This is a genomic window from Marinococcus luteus, from assembly GCF_900106595.1.
Taxonomy (GTDB): Bacteria; Bacillota; Bacilli; order Bacillales; family Marinococcaceae; genus Marinococcus; species Marinococcus luteus.
Genome location: NZ_FNNC01000001.1, coordinates 691,270 through 706,410, shown reverse-complemented (window position 1 = coordinate 706,410; position 15,141 = coordinate 691,270). Strand labels below are relative to the sequence as shown.

Annotated in this window: 18 protein-coding genes; 14 read left to right on the top strand and 4 right to left on the bottom strand. The window is 50.5% G+C overall.

Annotation, left to right across the window (positions count from 1 at the left end):
• Positions 1-6 precede the first annotated feature (6 nt).
• Positions 7-480 (top strand): 6,7-dimethyl-8-ribityllumazine synthase, encoded by a 474-nt coding sequence (ribH, locus tag BLV22_RS03465; RefSeq protein ID WP_091611315.1) that lies wholly within the window; start codon positions 7-9, stop codon positions 478-480.
• 219 nt (positions 481-699) lie between these two features.
• The gene (locus BLV22_RS03460; protein ID WP_091611312.1) at positions 700-1,077 is read left to right on the top strand and encodes a GNAT family N-acetyltransferase; all 378 of its coding nucleotides are present in this window, start codon (positions 700-702) and stop codon (positions 1,075-1,077) included.
• Positions 1,078-1,133: 56 nt separating this feature from the next.
• Here BLV22_RS03460 and BLV22_RS03455 read toward each other — a convergent pair whose 3' ends face one another.
• Positions 1,134-1,664, bottom strand: coding sequence for a DUF309 domain-containing protein (locus BLV22_RS03455; protein ID WP_091611310.1), 531 nt, complete (start codon positions 1,662-1,664; stop codon positions 1,134-1,136).
• A gap of 134 nt (positions 1,665-1,798) precedes the next feature.
• On the opposite strand from BLV22_RS03455, the gene BLV22_RS03450 reads away from it, so the two are divergent.
• Complete coding sequence (locus BLV22_RS03450) at positions 1,799-2,539, top strand: segregation/condensation protein A (RefSeq protein ID WP_245723999.1); 741 nt, start codon at positions 1,799-1,801, stop codon at positions 2,537-2,539.
• Entirely contained in the window at positions 2,536-3,108 is a 573-nt protein-coding gene (gene scpB, locus BLV22_RS03445; protein WP_245723998.1) for an SMC-Scp complex subunit ScpB, read from the top strand. Before BLV22_RS03450 ends, scpB begins: the two co-directional genes overlap by 4 nt.
• On the opposite strand, the gene BLV22_RS03440 is transcribed toward scpB, so the two are convergent.
• Positions 3,093-3,620 (bottom strand): hypothetical protein, encoded by a 528-nt coding sequence (locus BLV22_RS03440; RefSeq protein WP_091611305.1) that lies wholly within the window; start codon positions 3,618-3,620, stop codon positions 3,093-3,095. The two genes, scpB and BLV22_RS03440, sit on opposite strands and share 16 nt — an antisense overlap.
• A gap of 82 nt (positions 3,621-3,702) precedes the next feature.
• Here BLV22_RS03440 and BLV22_RS03435 point away from each other — a divergent pair, with 82 nt between their 5' ends.
• The 10 genes from BLV22_RS03435 (at position 3,703) to BLV22_RS03390 (ending at position 12,693) form a co-directional block, all read left to right on the top strand.
• On the top strand, positions 3,703-4,416 hold the full coding sequence (locus tag BLV22_RS03435) for a pseudouridine synthase (RefSeq protein ID WP_091611303.1): 714 nt from the start codon (positions 3,703-3,705) through the stop codon (positions 4,414-4,416).
• A 92-nt stretch (positions 4,417-4,508) separates the two neighbouring features.
• Positions 4,509-5,228 carry a response regulator transcription factor gene (locus tag BLV22_RS03430; protein ID WP_022792306.1) on the top strand — a complete coding sequence of 240 codons (720 nt, stop codon included), beginning with the start codon at positions 4,509-4,511 and terminating at the stop codon, positions 5,226-5,228.
• Entirely contained in the window at positions 5,225-6,970 is a 1,746-nt protein-coding gene (locus tag BLV22_RS03425; protein ID WP_091611300.1) for an ATP-binding protein, read from the top strand. Before BLV22_RS03430 ends, BLV22_RS03425 begins: the two co-directional genes overlap by 4 nt.
• Positions 6,971-6,991: 21 nt before the next feature.
• Complete coding sequence (locus tag BLV22_RS03420; protein ID WP_091611298.1) at positions 6,992-7,726, top strand: class I SAM-dependent methyltransferase; 735 nt, start codon at positions 6,992-6,994, stop codon at positions 7,724-7,726.
• Positions 7,727-7,745: 19 nt separating this feature from the next.
• Positions 7,746-8,678 (top strand): ABC transporter substrate-binding protein, encoded by a 933-nt coding sequence (locus tag BLV22_RS03415; protein ID WP_091611295.1) that lies wholly within the window; start codon positions 7,746-7,748, stop codon positions 8,676-8,678.
• Entirely contained in the window at positions 8,659-9,705 is a 1,047-nt protein-coding gene (locus tag BLV22_RS03410) for a FecCD family ABC transporter permease (RefSeq protein WP_091611292.1), read from the top strand. The genes BLV22_RS03415 and BLV22_RS03410 overlap by 20 nt, the downstream gene beginning before the upstream one ends.
• Positions 9,706-11,034: an ABC transporter ATP-binding protein gene (locus BLV22_RS03405; protein WP_091611290.1), complete on the top strand. Its 1,329-nt coding sequence runs from the start codon at positions 9,706-9,708 to the stop codon at positions 11,032-11,034.
• A 5-nt stretch (positions 11,035-11,039) separates the two neighbouring features.
• Entirely contained in the window at positions 11,040-11,627 is a 588-nt protein-coding gene (locus BLV22_RS03400; RefSeq protein WP_091611287.1) for a cob(I)yrinic acid a,c-diamide adenosyltransferase, read from the top strand.
• Positions 11,624-12,058 carry a hypothetical protein gene (locus tag BLV22_RS03395; protein WP_091611284.1) on the top strand — a complete coding sequence of 145 codons (435 nt, stop codon included), beginning with the start codon at positions 11,624-11,626 and terminating at the stop codon, positions 12,056-12,058. The genes BLV22_RS03400 and BLV22_RS03395 overlap by 4 nt, the downstream gene beginning before the upstream one ends.
• A gap of 164 nt (positions 12,059-12,222) precedes the next feature.
• Entirely contained in the window at positions 12,223-12,693 is a 471-nt protein-coding gene (locus BLV22_RS03390; protein WP_091611281.1) for a GNAT family N-acetyltransferase, read from the top strand.
• A 54-nt stretch (positions 12,694-12,747) separates the two neighbouring features.
• On the opposite strand, the gene serA is transcribed toward BLV22_RS03390, so the two are convergent.
• Entirely contained in the window at positions 12,748-14,364 is a 1,617-nt protein-coding gene (gene serA, locus BLV22_RS03385; RefSeq protein ID WP_245723997.1) for a phosphoglycerate dehydrogenase, read from the bottom strand.
• A gap of 256 nt (positions 14,365-14,620) precedes the next feature.
• Positions 14,621-15,112 (bottom strand): inorganic diphosphatase, encoded by a 492-nt coding sequence (locus BLV22_RS03380; protein WP_091611277.1) that lies wholly within the window; start codon positions 15,110-15,112, stop codon positions 14,621-14,623.
• Between the last annotated feature and the right edge of the window lie 29 nt (positions 15,113-15,141).

Here is a 15,141-nt window from a genome sequence, read left to right as displayed (position 1 = left end):
AATAAAATGACAACTACTATTGAGGGCAACGTAAACGGCAGTGGACAAAAAATAGCGATCGTCGTAGCACGTTTTAATGAATTTATTAACAAACAGCTGCTTGAAGGAGCGGAAAGCACGCTGATCCGCAGTGGGGTGAAGGAAGAAGATATAGACGTTATCTGGGTGCCCGGGGCATTTGAAATCCCTTTTGCCGCCCAGCAGGCAGCCAAAACGAAAAAATACGACGCGATTGTGGCAATCGGTACCGTTATCCGCGGCGCAACTCCGCACTTTGACTATGTATGCAGCGAATCCGCCAAAGGAGTCGCGAATGTATCCCTTCAGGAAGAGCTTCCGGTTATTAACGGCATCATCACGGTGGAATCCATTGAACAGGCGATTGAACGGGCCGGTACAAAAGCCGGGAACAAAGGATCCGAGGCAGCTATGGGAGCGGTGGAAATGGCCAGTCTTGCAAAAAAAATCCGCATGGAGTAAAATAAATCACACGGTTCAGAGCCGTGTGATTTTGGTTTGAGTGATTACACGTGCATGAGCGGTGATGAGCGGCTTTCAGTTATAATTACCTATATTCCTCTTGCATTTCTGTCCAAAAGCGTGTATGGTCAATGGTGAATTTGGATACTGGTTTGCGTAAATTATGGAAATGAAGACAAATTTGTCTGAAATTCTGATCACAAAGAGGGATAATTGGTTATGTTGATTAAGTATAAACAATCCTACAAAAAAATAGCGATGGGGCTTCTTTCATACATGCCGGAAGAAAAAGATGTAAAAAAGCTCCAGGAAACGGTCCAGCAATATGAAGAAACAGAGGACTGGCAGCTGTTTATGTGGAAGGAAGACGATGATATTGTCGGAGTCGTCGGTCTGCGTTACACCGATAACGGAGAGGCAGAGCTTCACCATGTATGCGTGAATCCATCCTACCGGGACGAAGGCATCGGAAAGAAAATGGTGCAGGCCGTCCGAGGCCGTCTCGATCGGGACCTGGTCGCCAGCAAGGAAACGGTTCAGTTCCTGCAGGTGTGCGATGAACATCAAAAAGATATTCTGGAAAATGAAGTGAACTAATACCCACCCGCCGGTGTACGGCGGGTTTTTTAATGGAAATACGGAGAATGGATATATTAAAGACCGCGGCTTCGGCGCTGCTTATCCCGGATGCGGAGCTGCTTGTCGCGTTCATGAACAATATCGGTGCGGTCACGGAGCACGTGTTTGTGGACGAGGTCCGTATCCTCAAGCGGGGAGGCCTGCAGCCAGGGCGTCTTTTTTTGTTCACATAGACGGATGCACTGGGCTTCGAGACCGGGATCGGTAATCGGCAGGTTTATATCCCGGAACGGTTCTCCGAGATGGTCGAGCTGCTCCTGGATAATCTGCAGGAGCCTGTCAGCGTCGAGTCCGAGCGCCTGCAGACGGTCAGGCAGCGGCCCGAGAATCACGCCGGCGTTTTTCAGGCATTTGGAAGCACCGGTAAGATTTCCCCTCCGCTCGTGGTACAGACCAACAGCGATCTGAATCAGGCCGGGCCATACAGGATCGCGTTCTGCGGAAGGAGCCTCTTTCCAGTGATCTTCGAGTATTTCGTGGCATTCAAAGTAGTCGCGGGTGCTGTGGAACTCGACAAGAAATAGAATATAGGCGTCCGGATACATACGGCAATTTCTCCTTTCAAAAATCATTGATAGCACTGATTGTATCAAAAACAGCCAGGGAAAACGCATGCCCTGCCTACAGCGGATATGATATACTTGCAACAGCACTCAACAAGTGATGAAGGATGGGAACTATGTCCGAGCAGTATAAAGTAAAAATTGATCAATTTGAAGGTCCGCTTGATGTGCTGCTTCATTTTGTCCAGCAGGCGGAGATGGATATCCAGGATATTCCTCTGGCTGCCATTACGGATCAGTATTTGCAATACGTACGGACCATGCAGGAGCTTGAGCTTGATGTGGCGGGGGAGTACCTCGTGATGGCGGCTACGCTTTTGCAGATCAAAAGCCAGACCTTGCTGCCTGTGACACCTGATGAAGAGGCCTGGGTTGAGGAAGAAGACCCGAAAGAACAGCTGATCGAGCAGCTTGAAGAATACAAGCGCTATAAAGAAGCAGCCGGGAAACTGCAGCAAAAAGAACAGGAACAACAGCAGGTGTACAAAAAACCGCTCAGTGAATGGTTCACCCAGGAAGAAAAGGAAGAAAGTCTTCCGGAGGGGCTGACGGTGTATGACATGGTGGCGGCATTCCAGAAAATGAAAGAGCGGGCGAAAAACGCCCATCCTCCCCAGGCCACTGTCCGGACGGATGAATATTCGGTGGAAGACCGGATGACAGAGGTAATGGGAGAGCTCGAACGGCTCGATGCCTGTTCGTTTTACCAGCTGTTTGAAGAAACGAGATCCAAACCACAGATGGTGGTAACATTTCTTGCTCTGCTCGAACTGATGAAACAAAAGCAGATTCGCTGCGAGCAGGCGCACAATTTTGATGATATAACGATTCAACTGGCAGAAAAGGTGAAGGTATGAAACGGGAAAAAACGATTGAGGGGATGCTGGAATCGCTGCTGTATATTAGCGGGGATGAAGGCCTGGAGGCAGAACAGGCTGCCAGAGCGCTCGGTATAGAAACAGAGACTGCACGCGAACACTTAATCTCCTTAAAGAATGCCTGGGCGGAGCGGGAAGGCGGCCTGCAGATTACCCAGGCGGAAAATACATTTTTCTTCGCGACGGTGCCCGAGGCGGCGGAAGCGATTGAGCAGTTCAGTGAGCAGCAGAACCGGCAGACACTCAGCCAGGCAGCGCTGGAGACACTTGCCATTATTGCTTACAATCAGCCGGTGCTGCGGGCGGACATCGATCAGGTGCGCGGAGTAAAATCGGACCGTGCGCTGCAGACCCTGCTCTCCAAAGGACTCGTCAAAGAATTTGAGCGTACACAGAAGCCGGGGAGGCCGATGTCTTTTGTAACGTCCACCCGCTTTTTAGAGTATTTTGGACTTGAAACCCTGGAAGAACTGCCGCCGCTCGAGGATGAAGAACAGCCGGAACAGGCGGATCTGTTTTTCCGGGAACTGTATCAAGATGAAGAATAAGTGAAAAGCGCTGATAAGCGCTCTGCTTCCTGGTACAGTGACTTAGTGGCGGCGTGGACAGTTTCCCAACTGTCAGCGCCGTTTTGTGCGTTTGACACAAATACGGCTTTCCCGCCGCTCGCGCCGGTTTTCCAGTACGACTCAAGGTACAGGCGGTAGCGCTGAAAAAATTGCCTCAGTTCGTCTGCTTTGCCGGAGGAAAAGACGGTGTGCAGCTGTTCTTCCGGGGAATACAGAGCGAGTTCGGACTCCCGGGCAGCCCGGGGGTGAGGCGCATTGAACTGCCGGAAGAGAGCATCTTTAACCGTCATAAACCTGATGTAGATGTCCTGCTCGACGGAGGCAGTATAAGCTTGTGTCCGGATGGTTTCCGCCTCGGTTTCGAGTTGGTTTACGCGCTGGTACACGTGCTGCAGCCGCCTGTTTGTACGGTGGGTGCGGACAGCGGACCAGGCGGTTATCCCGGCAAGCAGCAGCAGAGCTGCATAAAGAATCAAAAAATGAAATGTCATGTGGAACGCTCCTTTCTCCGTATTGTAGCGGAAGCAGGACGAAAATAAAATAAGCAGAAAAAATGGATGAGGAGGCCTATCTATGGAAAGATTACAAAAAGTGATTGCCCAGGCCGGCATCACTTCAAGAAGAAAAGCAGAAGACTATATTACGGACGGCCGGGTGAAGGTGAACGGCAAAACAGTCAAAGAGCTCGGCAGTAAGGTCGGTATCAATGACCAGGTGGAAGTGGACGGCATTCCACTTACGAAGGAAGAACCGGTCTATTATTTGCTATACAAGCCGAAGCAGGTTATTTCTGCGGTGGCGGATGATAAAAACCGCAAAGTGGTCACCGATTTCTTTCCCGAAGTAAAGGCACGTATTTTTCCCGTCGGCCGGCTGGATTATGACACTTCCGGACTGCTGCTTTTAACTAATGACGGCGAGTTCGCCAATAAAATGATGCACCCAAAAAGCAACGTCAAAAAGACGTATATCGCGAAGGTGACGGGAAAACCGTCAGCAGAGAAACTGCAGCTTCTCCGTCACGGTATTGAGCTTGACGGCGTGAAAACGGCCCCTGCGAAAGTGAATGTTAAATCTTCCAATAAAAAAGGCAACAGTTCAATTATTGAAATTGTGATTCATGAAGGAAGAAATCACCAGATCCGCCGCATGTTCGAAAAGATCGGCCACCCGGTGGAAAAGCTGAAGCGCGAGCAGTACGCCATGCTCGATCTGCTCGGAATGAATCCCGGAGAAACCCGGCCGCTGAAGCCAAAGGAAGTTAAACAGCTCAAGGATCTGGCCTAAAAGTTCATCAATGTTTCAGACCTGCCGCTTTGAATCTTGGTCTGGCGGCGGGTAAAATGAATGCATAAGCTTTTTAGACAGGAGAGGATTTCATGGACCAGCAGACAACAATATTAGTCGTAGACGATGAAGCCCGGATCCGCCGGCTGATCCGAATGTATTTGGAGCGCGAAGATTTTTTGATTGAAGAAGCGGAAAACGGTGAGGACGCTCTTGCGATGGCCCTCGAAAAGGATTACGACGTTATTCTGCTTGATTTAATGCTGCCCGGCATGGACGGCGAGGAAGTATGTGAACAGCTGCGTGAAACCAAAGCGACTCCGGTCATTATGCTGACAGCCAAAGGAGAGGAATCCAACAGAGTACAGGGGTTTGAAGTAGGGGCGGATGACTACATTGTCAAGCCTTTCAGCCCGCGAGAAGTAACGCTGCGCGTAAAAGCACTGCTCCGGCGTTCCTCCTCCACTAAATACATGAAGCCGGAGGCATCTGCCAACGAAGTGCTGGTTTTCCCTCATTTAACGATTGATAACGATGCCCACCGGGTGACGGTGGACAATAAAATCATCGGCCTGACGCCGAAAGAGTACGAGCTGCTGCTGTATCTGGCCCAGTCACCGGACAAAGTATTCTCCCGGGAGCAGCTTTTGAAGGACGTATGGAAATATGATTTTTTTGGGGATCTCCGGACGGTGGACACGCACGTAAAGCGCCTGCGTGAAAAGCTGAATAAGGTTTCTGAAGACGCAGCGGACATGATCTCAACAGTCTGGGGCGTCGGTTATAAATTCGAGGTGGAACAAAAGCAATGATCTGGCGCAGCGTCGTCGGAAAACTCTGGCTGACTATACTGGGTCTGTTAACGGTAGTCCTGTTAATTCTTACCATCCTGCTGCTCCAGTTTTTCGAGCAGTTTAATATTTCGGAAGCAGAAAACCAGTTAACCAACAATGCTGAGATCATAGCCACATCGCTGCAGGAAGAAAATACCCTGGAGAGTTCGCAGCCGGTCATCGATCAAATTGCCGGCACGTACAATTCTGAAGTGATGGTATTTATCGATGGATCCCTGTGGTACGGCTCAGGGGGCGGGGACGGTTTGGCTGCCTCTGATATTCAGAATAGTAATGAACTCGGCCGGGTGGCCGGAGAGCGGGAGCAGGTAACGGTTCACGACACCTTTTCCATGGATGGCGGCGAAAACGAAATTTTTGCTGTCGGCGAGCCGTTTACAACTAATGACGGCCGTGAAGGGGAAGTGTATGTGTACCAGTCGCTCTCAGTCATTGAAGAGACCACCGGGGAAACAAAGCAGATAATTCTGCTTTCAGCCGGTATTGCAATTATTTTAACGACCGTTTTTGCTTTTTTTCTGAGTACCCGTATTACGGCACCGCTCCGGAAAATGCGTGAGCTTGCCCTCAATGTGCTGAAGGGGGATTTCGACTCCAAAGTGCCGGTAGTCAGTAATGACGAGATTGGTCAGCTGGGCAACGCATTTAACCGGATGCGCCGGGAGCTGTCGTATAACCTTACAGCGTTAAATCAGGAAAAAGAACAGCTGAGCCGCATTCTGCACAGCATGGCTGATGGTGTCATCACGTTTGACCGGGGAGGGACTATGGTGCTGACCAATCCCCCGGCGGATTACTTTATCCGTTTGAACCGGCTCGAGGATAAACAGGAAGCAAGCTCGCTTCCGGCCGAGGTTACCAGCCTGTTTGAAAAAGCGGTGGAGACAGAAATGGAGCAGCTTGATGAGTTCGAGGTGCAGGGCCGAAGCTTTGCGGTGCTGGTCACCCCGCTTTACGGCAACGAAGACGTGCGCGGGGCGGTAGCTGTAGTCAGGGATATGACAGAAGAACGCCGGCACGATAAGCTGCGTAAGGACTTTATCGCCAACGTATCCCACGAACTGCGGACACCAATCAGTATGCTTCAGGGGTACAGTGAAGCCATCGTGGATGATATTGCAGCGACGGAGGAAGAAAAGAAAGAGATCGGCCGCATCATTTACGATGAATCGCTGCGTATGGGGCGTCTGGTGAATGAGCTGCTTGACCTTGCCAGGATGGAAGCCGGCTATCTGAAGCTCGAAAAAGAAGAGGAGGAAGTCGCATCCTTTTTTCAACGGGTGGAGCGGAAGTTCCAGGGCCTTGCTGATGAATCTGAGGTGCAGCTCGTTCTGGATCTGCATGCTCCGGAGAAATACGCCTATATCGATGTTGACCGGGTAGAGCAGATTCTCACAAACTTGGTCCATAACGCGATTCGTCATACCGAATCGGGAGGCTCCATTACCATAAGGGCTGTGAACGGGGAATCGCTGCATATGGAAGTCAGCGACACAGGCAGCGGTATCTCGAAAGAGGACCTGCCGTATGTATTTGAACGTTTTTATAAAGCAGACAAAGCAAGGACGCGGGGCAAGGGAGGCACCGGGCTCGGACTTGCCATTGTTAAAAATATTGTCGATGCCCATCACGGGGCTATTGCAGCAGAAAGTGAGCCTGGCGAGGGAACGACGTTTTATATTGATCTGCCGAATAAGTAAAGCCCAGAGGAGCGGTTCAGCATGAAAGCTTGGTACGAAGAGCACTTTCAGGAAGACTATTTACGAGTTTACGATCACCGTGATGAAACAAAGGCGGCCAGTGAATTGAACACGATTATGGAAAAAATCCCGCTGACGCCCGGGGCCAAGGCTATTGATCTTTGCTGTGGAAACGGACGTCATGCCCGCTGGTTGGCGAGAAAAGGTGTGGACGTTACCGGCATCGATCTCTCGCCGGCGCTGCTGAAAAAAGCAATTGAACTGACGAACGGCCTGCCGGTGCAATACCAGCGGGGCGACATCCGCAACGTACAGATCCGGAAAGAATACGATTTGGCGTTTAATTTGTTTACAAGCTTTGGCTACTTTCCGGACGATGAAGAAAATGAGTTAATATTCCAGCAGGCGGCCTCTGCGTTAAAGCCGGGCGGATGGTTTGTTTTTGATTATTTGAACCCGGAGTATATTAAGCAGCATATTGTTCCCCGGGATGAAACGGTGAAGGATGGACTGAAAATTTATCAGGAGCGGAGCATTCAGGATGAATTTGTTGTAAAACGCATCAGTATAGTAGAAGGGGACTCCACCAGAAGGTACATGGAAAAAGTAAAAATGTATCAGGAAAACCAGCTGCGCAGCATGATGGAAGCGCACGGACTGCAGATTCACGCTTTTTACGGTGATTACGATGCGTCTCCCTTTCAACTAGAAACTTCCCCGAGGCAGATATTTATCGCCCAGCTTGCAGAACAATAAGCAGGAAGGAAGAACATGAATGAAATTTAAAGCACTGATGATAATACCGGCAGCAGGTGCGCTTGCTGCCTGTGGCACTGATGGAGAAAGCGGGGATGGAAGCAGTAATGAAAACACGGAAGCCATTGAAGTTACGGATGCTTCCGGAGAGAAAGTTACGCTCGACGAGGCGCCTGAAGATATTGTCAGTCTGATACCGAGCAATACAGAAATAGTTTATGAGCTGGGAGCGCTCGACCGGATCGAAGCAAGGACCGATGCAGATACATATCCGGAGGAAGTTACAGATATCGAAAGTGTCGGTTCGGGCCTTGAACCAAATATCGAGGAGATTATTGCCATGGATCCGGATGTGGTACTTGCCCACGCCTCCTCCGGCATTGAAGACTCTCTTTCCCAGGTGGAGGAAGCGGGAATTCCGGTAGTTACCGTGCCGGACGCGCAGTCATTTGACGCTGTATATGACAGCATCGAATTGATTGGCAGTACTATCGGAGAGGAAAAGGAAGCCGCTGAAGTTATCGATGGAATGAAAGAAGATGTATCAGACGTAAAGGAAGCCACCGAAGAAGCAGATGCGGACCGGCAGGTGTATGTGGAAGCAGGGGCCTCCCCTGATCTGTATACCGCAGGAAGCGGCACGTTTATTGATGAAATGCTCGCGGCTGTGCATGCAGAGAACGCTGCCGGCGAATTGGAAGGATGGTCGATGGTGAGCGAAGAAGAAATCATTGATGCTTCCCCGGATATCATTTTAACGACGTATCCGACAGAAGAGGAGCCGCTTGAAACGATTGCTTCAAGAGAAGGCTGGGGTACTTTGCCTGCAGTGGAAAATGAAGAAGTATACGCATTGAGCAGCGATAAAGTGAGCCGTCCGGGTCCGCGTCTTACTGAAGGGCTCGAAGAAATGGCAGAAAGAATTCATCCGGATGCGATGGCTGAAAGATAATTACACAAGTGCCTATCTCCTGATGCTCGCCGCGTTTACCGGCGTACTGCTTCTCGCCGTTTCCGCCGGGAGCGTAGCAGTGCCTTTGTCTGTAAGCATCAAAGCGGTACTGCTCCAGATCTTTCCGTTTCTTCCTCTCTCACTTGAAACAGAGGCCGGCGCTGCAGCGATTATTCAGGAGGTGCGGCTGCCGCGCGTACTCCTGGCGTCCGCAGTAGGAGGGGCGCTGGGGCTTGCAGGGGCTGTTTTTCAGGGGCTGCTGCGAAACCCGCTTGCCGATCCTTATACGCTCGGCGTTTCCTCAGGATCTTCGCTCGGCGCGGTTGCCGTATTGTATTTCGGATGGCAGATACCTCTGCTCGGTGGGTTCACCCTGCCGGCAGTCAGCATCATCTGCGGTTTTTTAACGCTTGCTGTTCTGCTTCTTTTTGTTTATTCCGTGGAACGGGCAGTACGCACTGAAACGATGATTCTTGCAGGTATTATCATCACCGCATTTCTCAGTGCGTTTATGTCGCTGTTGATTGCATTCAGCGGAGAAGAACTCCGGCAGATTATTCAGTGGCTGCTTGGCAGCGTGAGCCGCAGAGGATGGGATTATTTTCAGCTGATCGTTCCGTGTCTGCTTGCAGGAGTGCTGCTTCTGCTTCCGCAGGCCCGCGCGCTCAACGCATTTGCATTTGGCGAAGACAGTGCTTCCTCGGTAGGGGTGAATGTACCGAGGACAAGGCTGCTGCTTCTAATCGGCGCATCAGTACTAACAGGAGGAGCGGTCGCTGTTTCAGGTACCATTGGCTTTGTAGGGCTCGTGATTCCGCATATGATACGTCTGCTGTGGGGGCCGGATCATAAGCATCTGCTGCCGTTGTCTTTTGGCGGCGGGGCAGTGTTTTTAATGCTTGCGGATTTGATCGCGCGCACGGCCGCAGCTCCGGCAGAGGTGCCGGTCGGGGTGATTACGGCTCTGGCCGGAGCGCCTGTATTTGCTCTGCTTTTATTTTATCAGCGAAGAAGGCGGTGGCAGTAAATGGCGGAAGTCCAAGTCGAAAACGTAACTGCCGGCTACGGGAAGAGCAGTACGGTCGTTGAGCGGGTCTCCTTTAACGTTGAGGCCGGGGAGATGATTGGCATTGTGGGGCCGAACGGCAGCGGAAAGTCGACACTGCTCCGTGTGATGGCCGGTCTGCATGAGGTCTCGTCCGGGAGCGTTCGGTATAAAAACAAACCTCTGAGCTCGTTCACTTCTTCGGAACGGGCTAAGACTGTCGCTTACCTGCCGCAGTTTGACGAACTGACAGCCGCCTATTCGGCCCGCCAGGTCGTAGAGATGGGAAGGTATGCCTATCAAAAAAGCCTGTGGCCGGCAGCGAACAATAAAGAAGATGAACAGGTTATTCAAAACGCGATGCAGCAGATGCACGTATGGTTCAAAAGATTCCATTCGTTCCACGCTTTAAGCGGTGGGGAAAAACAGCGGGTACTGCTTGCAAGACTGCTGGCACAGCAGCCGGAGTGTCTGCTGCTCGATGAGCCGACTAACCACCTGGACATACACTATCGGATTGAATTGTTAAACTACATTCGCAGCTGGGCTTCGGAACAAAACCGGGCTGTGGTAGTCGTAATGCACGATATTCAGGCGGCTGCTCTATACTGCGACCGGGTGCTGATGCTCTCAGAGGGCAGAACAGAAGCGTTTGATGAACCAACGGCTGTTTTTACCGAACGCCGTCTGTCGGAAGTGTACCAGGCCGATATTAATATCAGCCTGCAGCATGAAATAAAAGCACCAGCCGTTCACTGGCGCCCGCCGCAGCCGGAAAATCATGGTCCGGACGCACCGCTTTCATGGTCGGAAACAGCGTATCAAATCGAAGCAGCCTCAAATGCAGCTTTAAATGTATACGCTCCTTCGTTAAAAAAGCTGGTTTATGGATCGGTGCTTTCAGTGGATAAAATAAACGGTGCTGTACGTATTTTTGATGACGGACGGCCGGCTCATACCATCCAATTTTCCCCGGATATGCGTGTATGGAGAAAAAGCACAGGCAGCCGGGAGGCTGTTTTTGGATCCGGGAGGTCATGCTTTTTGTGGATCCACATGGCCGCAGGCTGGCCGTCCCAGGAGGTTTCAGCCTTACAGCTGTACATACAAAGAAAAGCATTCGAATGGATGCATGACCGCGGGTGTACCGGTCTTTCGCACGGGGCGCTCAACGAGATTATGGTCACAGCACCGGTGAAAAAGAATGAAGCATTTTCGGAAGAACAGTTACATTGGCACTACCTTCACATCGGAGAATTGATAGAATCATTGTTAGATGACTACAATTCGGCTTCCGGACAGAAAGGGTGAAAAACATGAAGCTGTATACCAAACAGGGAGACCACGGAGATACCTCCGTAGTAGGCGGAAAAAGAAACAAAGGTGATGCGAGAATTGAAGCGTTTGGAACCTTTGAAGAAGTAAACGCATTGATTGGCAAGGCGCAGCTGATAGCAGCGGAGGAAAAAAGCGGGTCAGATCTGCAAAAGGATCTTGAGCGTATTCAGCATGAATTATTTGACTGTGGCAGTGATACAGCTGACATCCGCCCGGAAGCAGTAAAGAAAGTCACAGCTTCGACTGTGGAATGGCTCGAACACCGGATTGATCAATACACGAAGGAAGCCCCGGCGCTGAAAAAATTTATTCTTCCAGGAGGGACGGCGCTGGCAGCAGAGCTTCACCTTGCCCGAACCGTCTGCCGGCGGGCGGAGAGGGAACTTGTTCGGGCAGGCGAAACCGAAGACGTGCCCGCCCCGGTGCTTATGTATATGAACCGTCTGTCGGATTACCTGTTCAGTGCCGCGAGAATTGCGAACAGCCGTGCGGGCACAGCGGACGTTGAATACGAACGAAGTGCAGAAGTATTTACTACTGAGCAGGAGAGGAAAAACAAAAAATGAAGCAGCTTCCGGCACAGACTATTCAAACACAGCTGAGTGGTGAAGATGTTTTCATTGACGTGGGACTGCTTCGCTGGCTGAATGAGCAGAGCGGGCCAGTAGAACGGGACAGCTGGCTGCTTTCTGCATGTTTGTTTTTTCTGACCCGCCTGAGGGTGCATGGACGTATCCGCCTTGATGAAGACGGGCATATCCACCGGCGCTTCTGGAAAGTCATGGAGAAATCGCTGAAATTGGAGAAGCACGGCAAGCATACAAAAACAAAACATATTTTCATTTACTGCTTTTTAGAGCAGATGGCCATGCAGAAGCAGTGGATTCAAAAAGACGGGGAGCATGCATTTATTACCCGAAACGGCGGTGCTTTTTTGAACGAAACCCGGGAAAAACAGCTTAACGAGCTGCTCGGCTATTTGTGGCCAAAATCATAAAAATGGTAAAAACGGCGGGCCTGGGGCTCGTCGTTTTTGATATCAGTAAAAGAATTTAAATTGTAATTTTCAATAAAACTGGATATATTAAAGGCAGCTTGAAGTGATTCACAGTTAATGCAGCGGAGCAGTACACATGAGCTCATCCGGGGAGGAGTTGTTTTATGGCTATTACCTGCCAGCGGCTAAAGAACAACGGGGCCGGCTTAAAGCAGATGAGGAAATTGAACGAGATTTATGCTGAAGCGTTTGAAGAAAAGGAGGTGTATACGGGTAATAAGCCCTCGGACAGCTATCTTCTGAAGCAGCTCTCAAACGACAGGATGATCGTCTGTACAGCGGTCTATGGCGAACTGGTTGTTGCTGGCCTTACGGCCTACGTGATGAATAAAATGGAAGAGGAAACGTGTGAAATCTACATTTATGATCTCGCTGTGGATGCCGGATTCCGCAGGCGGAAAATCGCCACAACTCTATTAATTTTTTTATTGAAGGAAGCGGAAAATCTTGATGCTTCCGCTGTCTTCATTCAGGCGGATAAGGAAGATGCGCCCGCTGTGGCTCTTTACGAATCAATGGGAGAGCGGGAAGAAATGTATCATTTCGATATTTATTTAAAAAAAGAGAACAGATAGTAGAGAAACTGTAAAAAAAGACGCGCCCGCGGGCACGTCTTTTTCGTATTATTGCTACAGTTCAATCGTATCAGCCAGAGAAATTTCTTCAATGGACGTTAAATCTTTTACCACATCCTGATTGGCTTCACGATCAACGGCGAGCATCATGATAGCCTCCCCGCCTTCTTCGCGGCGTCCTACCTGCATGGTGGCGATGTTGATCTGATGCCGTCCGAGAATTTGTCCCATTTTACCGATAACCCCCGGCTTATCCGTATGCTGGATATAAATAAGGTGACCGGTCGGATAGAAGTCGACATTAAAGTCGTTGATGCGCACAATGCGCGGGCCGTATTCTTTCACATACGTACCATACAGCGTAAACGAACGGCCTTCGCCTTCGACGGTTGCCTGAATCAGGTTGGAATAACCAAGCGACTGGGAGCCGAACTGCTCTCCGTAGTCAATACCCCGCTCCTTGGCGATCGTGGAAGCATTCACATCGTTAACCGGCGCGTCGATGCGGCTCTGGAGAAAGCCGGCAAGAAGGGAACGGGTCAGAATAGACGTTTCAAGGTCGGTGACATTGCCGCTGTAACGCACGTTCAGCTCCTGAACAGGTGTTTTTACGCTCTGGGACATGATATTGCCCATGCGGCGGGCAAATTCATAGTACGGGCGTATCGCTTCAAACTTTTCTTTCGACATTGTCGGGAGATTAATAGAGTTTAAGGCAGGGAGCCCCTGCAGAAACTGAAGCACTTCGTCTGAAACCTGGGAAGCAACATTTAACTGGGCTTCTTTTGTTGAAGCCGCAATATGCGGCGTGCTGACGACCTGGTCGAATGCGACGAGAGGGTTTTCATTCGCCGGCTCTTCTTCGTAAACATCGAGAGCTGCTCCTGCTACATGGCCTGTTTCAAGGTAATGGGCGAGGGCGTCTTCATCAATAATACCGCCGCGGGCGCAGTTTAAAAGCATAACTCCGGGCTTTGTTTTACCGAGGTTTTCGTGGCCGAGCATGCCTTTGGTATCTTTCGTGAGCGGCGTATGAACGGTGATTACGTCCGCCTCTCCGAGAAGTTCTTCGAAGCCCCGGAGATCTACGCCCATTTCGTTTGCCCGCTCTTTTGTCAAAAATGGATCATATACGATCACGCTCATTTCAAAGCTCTGGGCCCGCTTGGACAGTTCAGAACCGATACGGCCGAAGCCTACAATGCCAAGCGTCTTTCCGCGAAGCTCTGTGCCCTGGAAGCCTTTACGGTTCCATTCACCGGATTTCAGTGAAGCGTTCGCCTGCGGGATTTTACGGGCGAGTGAAGCCATCATGGCAAATGTATGCTCGGCCGTGGAGATTGTATTGCCGTCCGGGGCGTTGATCACAACAATTCCCCGTTTGGTAGCGGCATCGATGTCAATATTATCCACTCCGACACCGGCGCGGGCTACGATGCGGAGGTTCGGCATGGAATCCATCACTTCCGCCGTCACAGTCGTACCGCTCCGGACGAGCAGGGCATCAAACGAATCGAGTCCTTCTGCCTCGTCAACGTGCTGTTGAACGCACTGTACCTGATCGCTTTCAAGCAGCGGCGACAGGCCCTCGCTGCTCATCGCATCGGATACAAGCACACGAAACGTCTGATTGCTTGTCACTGTTTCCTCTTCGTTCATAGTTTTCTGCATGTTACTCCACTCCCTTGTTCGTTCATTCACAAAAAGTTTGTTGACGTTTTGTGCTTTAAATGCCCAAATGTATATCTCTGGAGGACAAATGTCTATGCGTAGTTGGGAAGAACTTTATCATACTCCAGTACAGGTGTCAATTTACCTGACGCCGCTGAAAATACGAAAAGAGACTGGTCTTCAGCCTCTTCGGTTACGCGCATGTATAAAAAACCGGCGGCAGCAGAAAAATTCCCGCTGCCGGCCCGTTTGATAATTACTGGTTATTGTAACGGTCGATGGATTCCTGTACAAGCTTAGCTGCTTCTGCTTCGTTTTCCCAGCCGCCGATTTTAGTCGTTTTCTTTTCAAGCTCTTTGTACGTCTGGAAAAAGTGGGAGATTTCATCAAGCTTGTGCTGCGGCACGTCCTCAAGCGTGGTTACTCCTTCAAAACGTGGGTCCTCCGTAGGTACAGCCAGCAGCTTCTGATCCTCGTCCCCATCATCAATCATGTTTAAATAGCCGATGACCCGGGCGTCAATGACGCAGCCTGGGAATGTTGGATTGGTAACGAGTACAAGCACGTCAAGCGGGTCGCCGTCGAGCGCAAGCGTGTCGTCGATGTAGCCGTATTCTGCTGGATAAAACATCGGGGAGAAAAGCACGCGGTCGAGTTTAAAGACCCCTTTATCTTTATCAAATTCGTATTTGTTCTGGCTGCCTGTCGGAATTTCAATGAGCACTTCCACTTCTTTGTTTTCTGCCAAGGCAATCTCCTCCTTCAATATGTATAGTA

What these genes read in the sequence shown, in the direction of transcription:
- serA (WP_245723997.1), bottom strand. Translation starts at nt 14,364, where the DNA reads ATGCAGAAAACTATGAACGAAGAGGAAACAGTGACAAGCAATCAGACG.
- BLV22_RS03400 (WP_091611287.1), top strand. Translation starts at nt 11,040, where the DNA reads ATGAAGCTGTATACCAAACAGGGAGACCACGGAGATACCTCCGTAGTA.
- scpB (WP_245723998.1), top strand. Translation starts at nt 2,536, where the DNA reads ATGAAACGGGAAAAAACGATTGAGGGGATGCTGGAATCGCTGCTGTAT.
- BLV22_RS03410 (WP_091611292.1), top strand. Translation starts at nt 8,659, where the DNA reads ATGCGATGGCTGAAAGATAATTACACAAGTGCCTATCTCCTGATGCTC.
- BLV22_RS03395 (WP_091611284.1), top strand. Translation starts at nt 11,624, where the DNA reads ATGAAGCAGCTTCCGGCACAGACTATTCAAACACAGCTGAGTGGTGAA.
- BLV22_RS03460 (WP_091611312.1), top strand. Translation starts at nt 700, where the DNA reads ATGTTGATTAAGTATAAACAATCCTACAAAAAAATAGCGATGGGGCTT.
- BLV22_RS03390 (WP_091611281.1), top strand. Translation starts at nt 12,223, where the DNA reads ATGGCTATTACCTGCCAGCGGCTAAAGAACAACGGGGCCGGCTTAAAG.
- BLV22_RS03415 (WP_091611295.1), top strand. Translation starts at nt 7,746, where the DNA reads ATGAAATTTAAAGCACTGATGATAATACCGGCAGCAGGTGCGCTTGCT.
- BLV22_RS03450 (WP_245723999.1), top strand. Translation starts at nt 1,799, where the DNA reads ATGTCCGAGCAGTATAAAGTAAAAATTGATCAATTTGAAGGTCCGCTT.
- BLV22_RS03455 (WP_091611310.1), bottom strand. Translation starts at nt 1,664, where the DNA reads ATGTATCCGGACGCCTATATTCTATTTCTTGTCGAGTTCCACAGCACC.
- BLV22_RS03435 (WP_091611303.1), top strand. Translation starts at nt 3,703, where the DNA reads ATGGAAAGATTACAAAAAGTGATTGCCCAGGCCGGCATCACTTCAAGA.
- BLV22_RS03440 (WP_091611305.1), bottom strand. Translation starts at nt 3,620, where the DNA reads ATGACATTTCATTTTTTGATTCTTTATGCAGCTCTGCTGCTGCTTGCC.
- BLV22_RS03430 (WP_022792306.1), top strand. Translation starts at nt 4,509, where the DNA reads ATGGACCAGCAGACAACAATATTAGTCGTAGACGATGAAGCCCGGATC.
- BLV22_RS03405 (WP_091611290.1), top strand. Translation starts at nt 9,706, where the DNA reads ATGGCGGAAGTCCAAGTCGAAAACGTAACTGCCGGCTACGGGAAGAGC.
- BLV22_RS03425 (WP_091611300.1), top strand. Translation starts at nt 5,225, where the DNA reads ATGATCTGGCGCAGCGTCGTCGGAAAACTCTGGCTGACTATACTGGGT.
- BLV22_RS03420 (WP_091611298.1), top strand. Translation starts at nt 6,992, where the DNA reads ATGAAAGCTTGGTACGAAGAGCACTTTCAGGAAGACTATTTACGAGTT.
- ribH (WP_091611315.1), top strand. Translation starts at nt 7, where the DNA reads ATGACAACTACTATTGAGGGCAACGTAAACGGCAGTGGACAAAAAATA.